The organism is Lawsonibacter sp. JLR.KK007, assembly GCF_036941135.1.
In the GTDB taxonomy this organism is placed as follows: Bacteria; Bacillota; Clostridia; order Oscillospirales; family Oscillospiraceae; genus Lawsonibacter.
This window is the reverse complement of record NZ_JAYWSY010000001.1, coordinates 251,071-264,485: the sequence shown is the minus strand read 5'-3', so window position 1 is coordinate 264,485 and position 13,415 is coordinate 251,071. Positions and strand designations below refer to the sequence as shown.

The 13,415-nt window shown below is 63.7% G+C and carries 11 protein-coding genes; 10 read left to right on the top strand and 1 reads right to left on the bottom strand.

Going from position 1 to position 13,415, the window contains the following annotated elements:
- Positions 1 to 179: 179 nt before the first annotated feature.
- From coaBC to VV088_RS01585, 8 genes are all read left to right on the top strand, one after another.
- Entirely contained in the window at positions 180 to 1,373 is a 1,194-nt protein-coding gene (gene coaBC / locus VV088_RS01620) for a bifunctional phosphopantothenoylcysteine decarboxylase/phosphopantothenate--cysteine ligase CoaBC (RefSeq protein WP_334599059.1), read from the top strand.
- Positions 1,374 to 1,532: 159 nt separating this feature from the next.
- The gene (locus tag VV088_RS01615; RefSeq protein WP_334599058.1) at positions 1,533 to 1,985 is read left to right on the top strand and encodes a MarR family winged helix-turn-helix transcriptional regulator; all 453 of its coding nucleotides are present in this window, start codon (positions 1,533 to 1,535) and stop codon (positions 1,983 to 1,985) included.
- Positions 1,986 to 1,991: 6 nt separating this feature from the next.
- Positions 1,992 to 3,323: an MATE family efflux transporter gene (locus VV088_RS01610; RefSeq protein WP_334599057.1), complete on the top strand. Its 1,332-nt coding sequence runs from the start codon at positions 1,992 to 1,994 to the stop codon at positions 3,321 to 3,323.
- 91 nt (positions 3,324 to 3,414) lie between these two features.
- Positions 3,415 to 3,951: a rubrerythrin gene (gene rbr, locus VV088_RS01605; RefSeq protein WP_334599056.1), complete on the top strand. Its 537-nt coding sequence runs from the start codon at positions 3,415 to 3,417 to the stop codon at positions 3,949 to 3,951.
- 198 nt (positions 3,952 to 4,149) lie between these two features.
- On the top strand, positions 4,150 to 5,442 hold the full coding sequence (locus VV088_RS01600; RefSeq protein ID WP_334599055.1) for an adenylosuccinate synthase: 1,293 nt from the start codon (positions 4,150 to 4,152) through the stop codon (positions 5,440 to 5,442).
- A 10-nt stretch (positions 5,443 to 5,452) separates the two neighbouring features.
- Complete coding sequence (locus VV088_RS01595; protein WP_334599054.1) at positions 5,453 to 7,303, top strand: S41 family peptidase; 1,851 nt, start codon at positions 5,453 to 5,455, stop codon at positions 7,301 to 7,303.
- Between the two features lie 16 nt (positions 7,304 to 7,319).
- On the top strand, positions 7,320 to 8,426 hold the full coding sequence (locus VV088_RS01590; RefSeq protein WP_334599053.1) for a CobW family GTP-binding protein: 1,107 nt from the start codon (positions 7,320 to 7,322) through the stop codon (positions 8,424 to 8,426).
- Positions 8,427 to 8,436: 10 nt separating this feature from the next.
- On the top strand, positions 8,437 to 9,384 hold the full coding sequence (locus tag VV088_RS01585) for a TIGR03943 family putative permease subunit (RefSeq protein WP_334599052.1): 948 nt from the start codon (positions 8,437 to 8,439) through the stop codon (positions 9,382 to 9,384).
- 86 nt (positions 9,385 to 9,470) lie between these two features.
- Here VV088_RS01585 and VV088_RS01580 read toward each other — a convergent pair whose 3' ends face one another.
- Positions 9,471 to 10,856, bottom strand: a complete 1,386-nt coding sequence (locus VV088_RS01580) for a sodium-dependent transporter (protein ID WP_334599051.1) — start codon at positions 10,854 to 10,856, stop codon at positions 9,471 to 9,473.
- Positions 10,857 to 11,249: 393 nt separating this feature from the next.
- Between VV088_RS01580 and VV088_RS01575 the strand changes: the two genes are divergently transcribed.
- Both VV088_RS01575 and VV088_RS01570 read left to right on the top strand, forming a co-directional pair.
- Positions 11,250 to 12,515, top strand: a complete 1,266-nt coding sequence (locus tag VV088_RS01575; RefSeq protein ID WP_334599050.1) for a putative DNA modification/repair radical SAM protein — start codon at positions 11,250 to 11,252, stop codon at positions 12,513 to 12,515.
- A gap of 11 nt (positions 12,516 to 12,526) precedes the next feature.
- Positions 12,527 to 13,363: a TIGR03915 family putative DNA repair protein gene (locus tag VV088_RS01570; RefSeq protein ID WP_334599049.1), complete on the top strand. Its 837-nt coding sequence runs from the start codon at positions 12,527 to 12,529 to the stop codon at positions 13,361 to 13,363.
- Positions 13,364 to 13,415 lie beyond the last annotated feature (52 nt).

Sequence of the window (13,415 nt, the reverse complement as noted above, 5' to 3'; positions counted from 1 at the left end):
CTGCTGCCGCTCCGCCATCTGCGGATGCAGCGCATTTATTAAGAGGGCGAGGACGCGCCCCGTCCTCTCAGCCGCTTATTATACAGGATACCGGCCCAAGATGCAAGAAAAAACTTTACGGCTTTACAGCCGGGGGCCAGGGAGGGTATAATGGAGAAAACACAAAGGAGGAACCCGCCATGTTACAGGGAAAAACCATTCTGCTGGGGGTCACGGGGGGCATCGCGGCCTACAAGGCGGCGGCGCTGGCCTCGGCGCTGGTGAAGCAGCGCGCCAATGTGGAGGTGGTCATGACCCCCCACGCCACCCAATTCATCGCCCCCCTCACCTTTGAGCAGCTGACGGGCCGCCGCTGTATGGTGGACACCTTTGACCGGAACTTTTCTCATCAGGTGGAGCACATCGCCCTGGCCAGCCGGACGGATTTGGTCATGATTGCCCCCGCCACCGCCAACGTGTGCGCCAAGCTGGCCCACGGACTGGCCGACGACATGCTCACCACCACCGTGCTGGCCTGCACCTGTCCCAAGCTCATCGCCCCGGCCATGAACACGCAGATGTTCGAAAATCCCGTCACCCAGGACAATCTGAACGCCCTGCGCCGCTACGGCTGGCAAGTGATCTCCCCTGCCAGCGGGCGGCTGGCCTGCGGAGCGGTGGGGGCGGGCAAGCTTCCCGAACCGGAGGCGCTGCTCCAGCAGATCCTGCGGGCCGCCGCCCTGCCCCACGACCTGGCCGGGAAGCGTGTTCTGGTCACAGCCGGTCCCACCCAGGAGGCCCTGGACCCGGTGCGCTATCTCACCAACCACTCCACCGGGAAAATGGGCTTCGCCATCGCCAAAATGGCCATGCTCCGGGGGGCGGAGGTGGTGCTGATCTCCGGACCCACAGCCATTCAGCCCCCCCCCTTTGTGGAGGTGGTGGACGCCGTCTCCGCCCAGGACATGTTCGAGGCCGCAGCCGCCCGGCAGGAGTGGGCCGATTTCATCTTCAAGGCCGCCGCCGTGGCCGACTACACCCCCGCCCAGTATTTTGACGACAAGGTGAAAAAGAAGGACGGCGACCTGTCCATCCCCCTGAAGCGCACCCAGGACATCCTCCAATACCTGGGGGAGCACCGCCGTCCGGGCCAGGTGCTGTGCGGCTTCTCCATGGAGACCCAGAACATGCTGGAAAACAGCCGGGCCAAGCTGGAGAAAAAGAAGGTGGACATGATCTGCGCCAACAACCTGAAGGTAGCCGGGGCTGGCTTCGGCACCGACACCAACGTGATGACCGTCATCACCAAAGACGGCGCGGAGGAGCTGCCCCTCATGTCCAAGGAGGAGGCCGCCTCCCGCATCCTGGACATTGCCGCGGGGCTGGCAGATTGAGGCCGGCGGCGAGCTGTACAACCCGGAGGAACCGTGAACCAAACGGAGAGGGACATCCCTCTCCTTATTATTTTCGCAAAGCCCCTTGACAAAAGTCCGAAATCAGACTACAATGGCCAAAGTCTGATTTCGGACTTTCAGGTTCAGGGAGGGGCCGCCATGAAGTTTACCCAGTTCAATGAGGAATACAACCGCCTGTACAAGGAGGAGGACAGTCTGTATCACCGGCTGGCCCGGCATTTTCACCTGTCCAGCTCCGCCTTTTGGGTGCTGTACACCCTGGAGGCCGCCCAGAAGCCCCTCACCCAGACGGAGCTGTGCGGCCTTCTCTGTTTCAGCAAGCAGACCATCCACTCCGCTCTGAAGCAGCTGGAGCGGGAGGGCTGCCTCCGCCTGTCCGGCGGGTCCGGGCGCAACAAGAACATCCACCTCACCGAAGCGGGCTTGGACCTGGCCGCGCGCACCGTCCGCCCGGTCCTGCGGATGGAGGAACTGGCCTTCCTAGACATGACCGGGGAGGACCGGGAGCGCCTGCTGACCCTCCACCGCCAGCGGATGGAACTGCTGCTCCATTACGCGGAACCCCTATTCCATTCATCCCAGGAGGAATAAATTTTGATGCCAGTCCAACTTTCTGACCACTTCACCTACAGCAGACTGCTGCGCTTTACCCTGCCCTCCATCGTGACCATGATCTTTACCTCAATCTACAGCGTGGTGGACGGGCTGTTCGTCTCCAACCTGGTGGGGGAACTGGCCCTGTCGGCGGTCAACATCATCTTCCCGGTGGCCATGATTTTGGCGGCCTTCGGCTTTATGCTGGGGTCCGGGGGCAGCGCCATTGTGGCCCGCACCATGGGCGAGGACAAGCCGGACCTGGCCAACCGGTATTTTTCCATGATTATCCTGTGCGTCCTCGGTCTGGGGACGGTCCTGTCCATCGGCGGCGCGCTGCTTGTGGAACCCATCGCCCGGCTGGCGGGGGCCAGCGACCTGCTCATGGACGACTGCATCGCCTATGGCCGGGTCCTGCTGGCGGGGACCGCCCCCTTTATGCTCCAGATCTCCTTCCAGGTCTTCTTCGTCACGGCGGAGCTGCCCAAGCTGGGGCTGGCGGTGTCGCTGGCCTCCGGGTGTACCAACATTGTGATGGACTACGTCCTCATCGCCCTGTGCGATCTGGGCATCGCCGGGGCGGCCTGGGGAACGATACTCAGCTATGTCATCGGGGGCTTGCTCCCCCTGCTGTACTTCCTGCGCCCCAGGCGGGGCCGGCTGCGGCTGTGCCCGACCCGGCTCTACCCCAGGGAGCTGAAAAACGCCTGCTCCAACGGCTCTTCCGAGCTGATGAGCAACCTGTCCTCCTCCCTGATCGGGATTCTCTACAACCTCCAGCTGATGCGCTTGGTGGGGGAAGCGGGCGTGGCGGCCTACTCGGTGATGATGTATGTGGACTTCGCCTTTGCCGCCGTCTTTTTGGGCTTCACCATGGGGGTAGGCCCGGTTATCGGCTTCCACTTCGGGGCGGACAACCGGGCGGAGCTGAAAAGCCTGCTGCGCAAGTGCCTGACGGTGGTTGTGCTCTGCTCGGCGTCCATGGTGGTTCTGTCGGAGGCGCTGGCCCGGCCCCTGGCGCTGGCCTTTGTGGGCTACAGCCCCGCCCTGATGGATCTGACGGTCCATGGCTTCCGGATCTTTGCCCTCAGCTATCTGTTCGTGGGCTTTGGCATCTTTGGCTCCGGACTGTTCACCAGCCTGTGCAACGGACCGGTATCCGCGCTGATTTCCTTCCTGCGCACCTTTTTGTTCCGGGGCGGGATGGTGCTGCTTCTCCCCCTGCTGCTGGATCTGGACGGCATCTGGCTGGCCGTGGTGGCCGCCGACGGCCTGGGCGCCGCCGTGGCCCTGTTCCTCACCTGGAATTACCGCAAGCGGTACCACTATTGGTAAAAAAATCCCCCGGTTCCATTGACAACCCCTCTGGAATCTGATATGATGGCTTTGCCAAAACGCGAATAATTATTATTAAGGAGGAATACCCATGCCTGAACTGAAGGGAAGCAAGACCGAGCAAAACCTGTGGACCGCCTTTGCCGGGGAGAGCCAGGCCCGAAACAAGTACACCTACTTCGCCTCCAAGGCCAAGAAGGAGGGCTATGTCCAGATCGCCCAGCTCTTTGAGGAGACCGCCGCCAACGAGAAGGAGCACGCCAAAATCTGGTTCAAGCTGCTGGGTGGCATCGGCACCACCGCCGAAAATCTGGAGGCCGCCGCCCAGGGGGAGAACGCCGAGTGGACCGACATGTACGCCAAAATGGCCCAGGAGGCCCGGGAGGAGGGGTTTTTGGACATCGCCTTCCTCTTTGAGGCGGTGGGCAAAATCGAAAAGGAGCACGAGGAGCGCTACCGCAGGCTGCTGGCCAACCTGGAGGGCGGGCTGGTCTTCTCCCGAGAGGGCGACATGATTTGGCAGTGCGCCAACTGCGGCCACATCTGCGTGGGCAGGCAGGCCCCGGAGGTCTGTCCCGTCTGCCGGCACCCCCAGGCTTACTTCCAGATCAAGGCGGAAAATTATTGATCCCTTCCCCCGGGACCCCAGCCCATGGTTCCAGAATATGTGCGGTCCCCGCTCTGCAGCCGGAGCGGGGACCGCCGCATTTCTGTCGCTTTTGCCCTTGCAAGCCCGCACAAAAAGAGGTATAATACCCCCGTTACGGGGGGCTGGAAAAGGCGGACCCTGTTCTGGCCGCGAATCCCGGTCCCCGGAGGCAGCAATATGGTAAAAGCAATCGTAGGCGCCAACTGGGGCGACGAGGGCAAGGGCAAGGTCACCGACCTGCTGGCCGAACAGTCCGACGTGGTCATCCGCTTTCAGGGCGGGGCCAACGCGGGCCACACCATCATCAACGGCTACGGCCGCTTCGCCCTGCACACCCTCCCCTCGGGGGTGTTTTACCCCCACGTCACCAATGTCATCGGCAACGGCGTGGCCCTGGACATCGCCAAGCTGGCCGGCGAGCTGGAGGAGATTCAGGCCCAGGGGGTGCCCGCCCCCAACGTGATCGTCTCCGACCGGGCCCAGCTGCTCATGCCCTACCACATCCTTCAGGACACCTATGAGGAGGCCCGCCTGGGCGGCAGGGCCTTCGGGTCCACTAAGAGCGGCATCGCCCCCTTCTACTCGGACAAGTACGCCAAAACGGGCATCCAGGTCTGCGACCTGTTTGACGAACCCCGGCTGCGGGACCGGCTGACGGCGGCGGTGGAGCTGAAAAACGTACTCTTCCAGCACCTGTACCACCAGCCCCCTGTGGACGCGGAGCAGCTGCTGGCCCAGCTCCTCGTCCAGCGGGAGCAGATCCGCCCCTACGTGGGGGACACGGTGGCCTTTGTCCACCAGGCCCTGAAGGAGGGCAAAACCATCCTGCTGGAGGGTCAGCTGGGCTCCATGAAGGACCCCGACCTGGGCATCTTCCCCATGACCACCTCCTCCCACACCCTGGCCGGATACGGCTGCGTGGGGGCCTCGGTGCCCCCCACCGCCATTGAGGATGTGATCTGCGTCACCAAGGCTTACTCCTCCTGCGTGGGCTCCCAGACCGAACCCTTCGTCAGCGAGGTCGCCGGCGAGGCGGGGGATGAGCTCCGCCGCCGGGGAGGCGACCGGGGCGAGTTCGGCGCCACCACCGGCCGGCCCCGCCGGGTGGGCTGGTTCGACGCCGTGGCCACCCGGTACGGCTGCATGGTGCAGGGGGCCACCCAGGCGGCCCTCACCTGCCTGGACGTGCTGGGCTACCTGGACGAGATCCCTGTCTGCGTGGGCTATGACATCGACGGCACGGTCACCGATTCCTTCCCCACCACCCCCGCCCTGCTCCGGGCCAGGCCCGTCTTCCAAACCCTCCCCGGCTGGAAGTGCGGCATCCGGGGCTGCACCGACTACAGCGCCCTCCCCGCCAACGCCCAAGCCTATGTGGATTTCCTGGAGCAGCGCATCGGCGTGCCCATTACCATGGTCTCCACCGGCCCCAAGCGGGAGGAGATGACCTGCCGTACACCCAAGATTTAAGGAGAATACCATGAAAAAACTGCTTTCCTCTCTGCTGGCCCTGAGCCTGGGCCTGTCTCTGACCATCCTGCCCGCCTCCGCCCTGACCCTGGAGGACGCCAAACAGCTGCTGGCCGACAACTATGTGGACGGAGTGCCTCCGGAGATCCTGGAGCTGGACTCCCTGGACGCCATCCTGGAGGCGCTGGGCGATCCCTATACCTTTTATATGACTCCGGAGCAGTACACCGCCTTCAACCAGTCGGTCAACGGCTGGACGGTGGTGGGCATCGGAGCCACCGTGGAGACCGCCTATGACAACGGCTACCGCATCATGTCCATCCTGCCCGACTCCCCCGCTCTGGAGGCGGGCGTCCAGCCCGGCGACATCCTCATCGCCGCCGACGGCGTGCCCATGTCCCCCGAGGTGGACCCCCGGATTCCCATTGTGGGCGAGGAGGGCACCCCCCTCACCATCACCGTCCGCCGCGGCGGGCAGGAGCTGGACTTCTCCATGGTCCGCCGGGCGGTGGACATCCCCATCGTCACCTATGAGCAGGTGGGAGACGCCGGCGTCATCGAGTGCATCAGCTTCGGCTCCACCACCGCCCAGTCCTTCCTGAACGCCATCCGGGAGCTGGAGGACGGCACCTCCGTGTGGGTGGTGGACCTGCGGTCCAATCCCGGCGGCGACAGCGGAGCCACCTCCCTGTCCGCCGGACTGTTCACCGGCGGGCGGATCATGCTCTACTTCCGGGACGGCAGCGGGGACTACTATTACCGTCCCGGCATCGCCGCCGCCACCGAAAAGCCGGTGATCGTGCTCACCAGTGAGCACTCCGCCAGCGGCTCGGAGCTGTTCGCCGGCGACATCCGCACCTACCGCACTGGCATCGCGCTGGGCCAGCGCACCCTGGGCAAAGGCACCGCCCAGATCGTCATCGACGACACCAACAGCTACGCCATGGAGCCGGGCGAAGCCATGAAGATCACCGCCTACCGCTTCTTCGCCCCCGACGGAGCCACCAACCACATCCTGGGCGTGCTGCCCACCCTGCTCATCTCCCCGGAGAACACGGAGACGGCGGCCATGCTCCTCACCAGCGCCAAGCCCACCCGGGCCGCCGGCTGCCTGAAGCTGGAGATTGCGGACCAGACCTTCTATATCAACGCCGCAGAGGCGGTGAAGCAGGACAACAAGGCCGCCTTCACCGAGCTGCTGGAGGCGCTGCCCCCCTCCGCCATGCTGTACGAGGGCAGCGGCACCCTGACCTGGACGGAGATCACCCCCGCTCAGCTGGCCCGGAAGCAGGGGCTCTCCTTCACCGCCCGAACCTTCTCTGATGTGGCCGGCAGCCCCTACGCCCGGGAGATCAACACCCTGGCCGCCTACCTCATTCTGGACAGCAGCGCCGGTTCCTTCCAGCCCGCCAGCGACATCACCCGGGGCCAGTTCGCCGCCATGACCGCCTCCGCCCTGGACCTGCCCGCAGGAAAGAGCGCCAAGTTCTCCGACGTCCCCGCCGGGCATCCCTACGCCGACGACATCAACGCCATGACCGATCTGGGCTTCCTCTCCGGCCGGGGGGACGGCACCTTCGGCCCCGAGGACACCATCACCGTGCAGGAGGCGGTGACTGTTCTGTCCAGCGTGGCGGCCTGGACCAGCATGGACGGCTTTAACCTGGACCGCACCGATCTGATGCTGGAGGAGCTGCCCGACTTCTACCACTGGGCGGAGTGGGCCCGGGTCCCCGCCCGCAACCTGACCATTCTGGAGGCCCTCCCCGACGGCCTCACCCCCACCGCCAACCTCACCCGGGAGCAGGGCGCGGCGATGCTGTGCCGCCTGATGGAGAGCATCCACCTGATCTGGGATTAAGAAAGGAAGGACACACATGACCAAGATCGACATTATTTCCGGCTTTTTAGGCGCAGGCAAAACCACCCTCATCAAGAAGCTGCTGGAGGAGAGCTTTCAGGGGGAGAAAATCGTCCTGATCGAAAACGAATTCGGCGAGATCGGCATCGACGGCGGCTTCCTCAAGGACGCCGGGGTGGAGATCACCGAGATGAACTCCGGCTGCATCTGCTGCTCCCTGGTGGGCGACTTCGGCGCCGCCCTCAAGCAGGTGCTGGCCGACTACGCCCCCGCCCGCATCGTCATCGAGCCCTCCGGCGTGGGCAAGCTGTCCGACGTTGTCGCCGCCGTGGAGCGGGTGCAGGCGGAAACCCCCGATCTGCACCTGAACAGCTTCGTCACTGTGGTGGACGCGGGCAAGGCCAAGGTGTATATGAAAAACTTCGGCGAGTTCTTTAACGACCAGGTGGAACACGCCTGCGCCATTATTCTGTCCCGCACCCAGAAGATCAGCGAGGACAAGCTGAATACCGCCGTGGCCCTGCTGCGGGGGAAGAACCCCAAGGCCGCCATCCTCACCACCCCCTGGGACCAGCTCACCGGCGCGCAGATCCTCACCGCCATGGAGGGCGGCCGGGACCTGGCCTATGAGCTGATGGAGGAAATTGAGCAGCACCACCATGAACACGAGCATCATCACCATCACGACCACGAGCACGGCCATGAGCATCACCACGACCACGACCATCACGATCATGAGCACGAGCACCATGAGCATGAGCATGACCACGAGCACCATCATGAGCACGATGCGGACTGCTGCTGCGACGCCTGCTGCGGCCACGATCACCACCACGATGCTGACGAGGTGTTCACCTCCTGGGGCCGTGAGACCCCCCGGAAGTACAGCCGGGAGGAGCTGCAGGAGGCGCTGTCCGCCCTGGCCATGACCGAAGACTACGGCTATGTCCTCCGGGCCAAGGGGATGGTCCCCTGCGACGACGGGGAGAGCTGGCTCCACTTTGACCTGACCCCCGAGGAGTTTGAAATCCGTACCGGCGCCGCCGACTACACCGGCCGCCTGTGCGTCATCGGCTCTGAGCTGAAGGAGGACCAGCTGGAAACGCTGTTCCTCCTGGCGTGAGGTGAGCGCCATGCCCGATTCACGCATCCCGCTGTATCTCATCACCGGCTTTCTGGACGCCGGAAAGACCACCCTCCTCTGCGACACCCTGAACATGGACTACTTCAACGACGGCCAGCGCACCGTCCTGCTGCGGTGCGAGGACGGCGAGGAGGAGTATGACCAGCAGTTTCTCTCCCAGCGCAACTGCCGCCTGATCCCCATCGAGGAGCCGGAGCAGCTGAACACCGAGTTCCTCAAAGAAATCGACCGCCGCTACCAGCCCGAGCGGGTTCTGCTGGAGTTCAACGGCATGTGGCCGGTGAACGTGCTCCGAACCTGCCGCCTGCCCAAGACCTGGGGCCTGTACCAGGCCATCCACGTGGTGGACGGCTCCACCTTCGAGACCTATCTCAACAACATGCAGTCCATGTTCATCGACATGGTCACCGAGGCGGACATGGTCCTGTTCAACCGCTGCACCGAGGATATGCCCCTGTCCGGCTGGAAACGCTCCGTCCGGGCGGTAAACCGGATGTGCGAGATCGTCTTCGAGACCGAGCAGGGGGATGAGCTGGCGGTGGAGGACATCCTCCCCTACTCCCTGGAGGAGTCCCACATCACCCTGGAGGACCCCGACTACGGCATCTGGTACCTGGACATCCAGGAACACCCGGAGCGGTATGTGGGAAAAACCATCACCTACAAGGCCCAGGCCATGACGGGCATGAAGCTGCCCAAGGACGCCTTCGTCCCCGGCCGCAACGCCATGACCTGCTGCGTGGAGGACATCCGCTTCTTCGGCTTCCTCTGCAAGTACGCCAAGGCCCGCTCCCTGCGCAAGGGGGAGTGGATCACCGTCACCGCCGAGATCCGCTGGGAGCACGCCGACGTCTACGAGGACGAGGGCGTGGTACTCTACGCCCAGTCGGTGGAAAAGGCCCCCGCGCCAGAGGACCCTTTGGTATATTTCCGATAAGCCGCCAGCGGCCCCCGCACCAGCTATGGTGCGGGGGCCGCCTGTGTGTTTGACGATATGATACAAGCTTTTTTGCCCTCGATCTGTTATGATGGCCCAAACTGGTTCCAGTAGCCCATCACAAAGATGAACAGCACGATCAGGGGCAGGATATAGCTGACATAGAACCGCACCGCCTTGGGGAAGGCCAGGCCGTCGCCGGTGTTGGCCTCCGCCAGGAAGCGGTCCCAGCCCCAGCCCTTTTTGCTGGTGCAGAACAGCAGATAGACCAGCGACCCCAGAGGCAGGATGTTCTGAGACACCAAAAAGTCCTCAATGCCGGACACGTCCATCCCCAGCACAGTGAACCCGGACCACAGGTTGGACCCCAGCACACAGGGCATGGACAGCAGAAAGATGCCCACCAAATTGATCAACACCGCCTTTTTCCGGTCCAGCCCCCACCGGTCCATGGTAAAGGAGATGATGTTCTCAAACACGGCGATCACCGTGGACAGGGCGGCAAAGGACAGGAACAGGAAGAAGGCCCCTCCCCACAGCCGGCCCATGGGCATCGCGTTAAAAATGTTGGGCAGGGTGACAAAGACCAGCGCCGGCCCCTCCCCGGTGGACACGCCGAAGGCGGAGCAGGCGGGGAAGATGATCAGCCCGGCCACAAAGGCCACGCAGGTGTCCAGCACGCCGATGCGCAGGGCCTCCCCGGCCAGACGGTGCTCCTTGCCGATATAGCTGCCAAAGATGGCGATGGCTCCGATGCCCAGAGACAGGGTGAAAAACGCCTGTCCCATAGCGGCGAAGACCGTCTCGCCCAGGATGAACCGGCCCTCCCCGTCGTAAACCAGATTGCGGAAGTTGGGCTGGAGGTAGAACCGCAGGCCCTCCCCCGCCCCTTCCAGCAGGACGGAGTTCACCGCCAGCACCACCATCAGGGCCAGCAGGCAGAGCATCATCACCTTATTCACCCGCTCCACGCCGTTGCGCAGGCCCTGGGCGCACACCAGCATGCCGATGACGATGACGATGGTCATATATACCGTCATGGTCACCGGCTGGCTGAGCAGGCTGCCGAACACTCCGGCCACCCCCTCCGCGTCCAGTCCGGAGAAGCTGCCCCGGAGCATTTCCACAAAGTAGTACAGCAGCCACCCGGCGATGACGGTGTAGAACATCATCAGCAGGTAGTTGCCCGCGAAGCCCACATAGCTGTACCAGTGCCATTTGCTCCCCTCAGGCTCCAGGCGCTGGAAGGACAGGGCAATGCTCCGCTGGCTGCCCCGGCCCACGGCCAGCTCCATCACCATGACGGGCAGGCCCAAAATGACCAGAAACAGCAGATACAGCAGCACAAAGGCCGCGCCGCCGTATTTCCCCGTGATGTAGGGGAAGCGCCACACGTTGCCCAAGCCGATGGCGCAGCCCGCCGAGATGAGCACAAAGCCCAGGCGGGAGGAAAATGTCTCTCGTTTCTCCATTGACAAACCAAAACTCCTTTGCTATAATACACGCAAGAGGGGCTGACCTGGTGTGCACAGGTCGCACGGCTCTTCCTCAAAGATTTATAATCTGGAGAAATGCCGGTTTCCTATGCTAGGGGGGCCGGTTATTTCTTTATATTGAGAATGCCAAAAATAACAACGGCAATCAGGTTAAGTAGTGCCAAGACTTCTAACACCGACATTTTGTCACCTCCTTGCGGAGGTCAAGCCGTTCCCCTCTTGCTTGCAGGTATTATACCACATAGAGCAGGCTCTGTCCAATCCCTCCATTTTCCTGAAATTTCCCCCTTGACAGGGGGATTTTTTGCGCTATAATGATAGTACATCAGTTCTATCGAACGTATTTTCGTAAGCACCGAGGAGGTCCCCATGGAGCTGTTAGACAAGCTGAACATCCTGGCGGACGCCGCCAAGTACGACGCCGCCTGCACCTCCAGCGGACTGGACCGCTCCGGGCGGCCGGGGACCATCGGGAGCACCACCCTGGCGGGCTGCTGCCACTCCTTTTCGGCGGACGGCCGGTGCATCTCCCTGCTGAAGGTGCTCCAGACCAATTTCTGCGTCTACGACTGCCAGTATTGTGTCAACCGGCGGTCCAACGACGTGCCCCGGGCAGCCTTCACCCCGGAGGAGCTGTGCGAGCTGACCATGGGATTCTACCGCCGCAACTACATCGAGGGGCTGTTTCTCTCCTCGGCGGTGATCCAAAGCCCGGACTACACCACCGAGCTGATGATCCGCACCCTGCGCATCCTCCGGGAGACCCACCGCTTCGGCGGCTATATCCACGCCAAGGCCATCCCGGGGGCGGACCCCCTCCTCACCCGGCGGCTGGGCCTGCTGGCCGACCGGCTGAGTGTGAACATTGAGCTGCCCTCCTCCCCCAGCCTGGCCCTGCTGGCCCCGGACAAAAAGAAGGAGGCCATCCTTTCCCCCATGGGCCAGATCCGGGACGGCATCTCCCAGTCCAAGCAGGAGCTCGCCGTCTGCCGCCACGCGCCCCGGTTCGCTCCGGCGGGACAGTCCACCCAGATGATCGTGGGGGCCACCCCGGAGAACGACCGGCACATTCTCACCCTCACCCAGGCCCTCTACGACCGCTACCAGCTGAAGCGGGTGTTTTACTCCGCCTATATGCCGGTGTCCTCCAGCCCCCTGCTGCCAGTGCCCGAGGGCTTCCAGCCCCCTCTGCTCCGGGAGCACCGGCTGTATCAGGCCGACTGGCTGCTGCGGTACTACCACTTCCGGGCGGAGGAGATCCTGGATGAGGCCCAGCCCGACCTGGACCCCCGGATGGACCCCAAGTGCTGCTGGGCTCTGCGCCATCTGGAGTTCTTCCCGGTGGAGGTAAACCGGGCGGACTACGAGGCCCTGCTCCGGGTGCCGGGACTGGGGGTGCGGTCGGCCAAGCGGATTTTGAGGGCCCGGCGGGTAGGGCCGCTGAATTTCGAGGGGCTGAAGCGGCTGGGCGTGGTCCTCAAGCGGGCCCAGTACTTCCTCACCTGCTCCGGGCGGATGATGCAGGGCCTGCGCGTCAGCGAGGACGGCCTCCTCCGCCACCTGGTCTCGCTGGAGGCCCCCGCCCTGGCCGCCCCCGCGCCAGAACAGCTGTCTTTGTTTGACAACGCCGTGTAGGAGGTGCTTTCATGGCTTGGACACAAATCTGCTGCCAGTACGACGGCACCTATCCCGGGTTTCTCTCCGGCGTGTTTGACTGTTATGTCAACCGGGAGGAGCCGGTGGAGTTCCGCACCCCGGAGGACATGTGCTGCTCCCTCTACCCCCTGCGGACGGTGGAGACGGACGAGGCCCACGCTCAGCGGGTGTATCGGTCCTTTGAAACCTTCGGCCGGGAGGGCCGGGAGATGGCGGTGCGGTGTTTTCTCACCTGCCTGCCGGACAAGGAGCTGTGGCTGTGGCGCTTCCTCCGCCTGGGCTACCGGCTGGGCCCCCAGATCAGCCGCTGCCTCACCGACCCCACGGTGGACCGGGTGCGCAAGGCGGTGTGGCGCCTGGAGCACGAAGCCCACCAGTACAAGGGCTTTACCCGGTTCTCCCAGCTGAACGGGGTGCTGGTGGGGGAGATCGAACCCAAAAACCGGGTGCTTCCCCTGCTGCGGCCCCACTTCTGCGGACGGTATCCCCAGGAGCGCTTCGTCCTCCACGACCGCACCCACGCGGAGGTCCTCTTCCACCAGCCCGGCCCCAAGGGCTGGGCCATCCTGCCGGTCGAAGACTTCCAAGCCGGTCCCGCCGGACCGGAGGAGCTGCAGTACCGCCAGCTGTGGCGGGCCTTCTATGACACCATCGCCATTGAGGGCCGGTACAACCCCAAATGCCGCATGACCCATATGCCCAAGCGGTACTGGGCCATGATGACCGAATTCCAGAAGGACTGGGACGCCGCTCTGCCCGAGGTCCGCACCTTGCCCGGCCAGCCAAGAGAACCCGGCTGCAGCGGGTGTACTCCCCCCCGGGGCTGAGCCCTGCAGCCGGCGGGCCTTTTCATTTTCTTCCTAAAAAATGACAAAGGGA

Coding starts and splice junctions, on each gene's coding strand:
- VV088_RS01595 (WP_334599054.1), top strand. CDS start 5,453: ATGAAAAAACTGCTTTCCTCTCTGCTGGCCCTGAGCCTGGGCCTGTCT.
- VV088_RS01570 (WP_334599049.1), top strand. CDS start 12,527: ATGGCTTGGACACAAATCTGCTGCCAGTACGACGGCACCTATCCCGGG.
- coaBC (WP_334599059.1), top strand. CDS start 180: ATGTTACAGGGAAAAACCATTCTGCTGGGGGTCACGGGGGGCATCGCG.
- VV088_RS01610 (WP_334599057.1), top strand. CDS start 1,992: ATGCCAGTCCAACTTTCTGACCACTTCACCTACAGCAGACTGCTGCGC.
- VV088_RS01580 (WP_334599051.1), bottom strand. CDS start 10,856: ATGGAGAAACGAGAGACATTTTCCTCCCGCCTGGGCTTTGTGCTCATC.
- VV088_RS01590 (WP_334599053.1), top strand. CDS start 7,320: ATGACCAAGATCGACATTATTTCCGGCTTTTTAGGCGCAGGCAAAACC.
- VV088_RS01585 (WP_334599052.1), top strand. CDS start 8,437: ATGCCCGATTCACGCATCCCGCTGTATCTCATCACCGGCTTTCTGGAC.
- rbr (WP_334599056.1), top strand. CDS start 3,415: ATGCCTGAACTGAAGGGAAGCAAGACCGAGCAAAACCTGTGGACCGCC.
- VV088_RS01575 (WP_334599050.1), top strand. CDS start 11,250: ATGGAGCTGTTAGACAAGCTGAACATCCTGGCGGACGCCGCCAAGTAC.
- VV088_RS01600 (WP_334599055.1), top strand. CDS start 4,150: ATGGTAAAAGCAATCGTAGGCGCCAACTGGGGCGACGAGGGCAAGGGC.
- VV088_RS01615 (WP_334599058.1), top strand. CDS start 1,533: ATGAAGTTTACCCAGTTCAATGAGGAATACAACCGCCTGTACAAGGAG.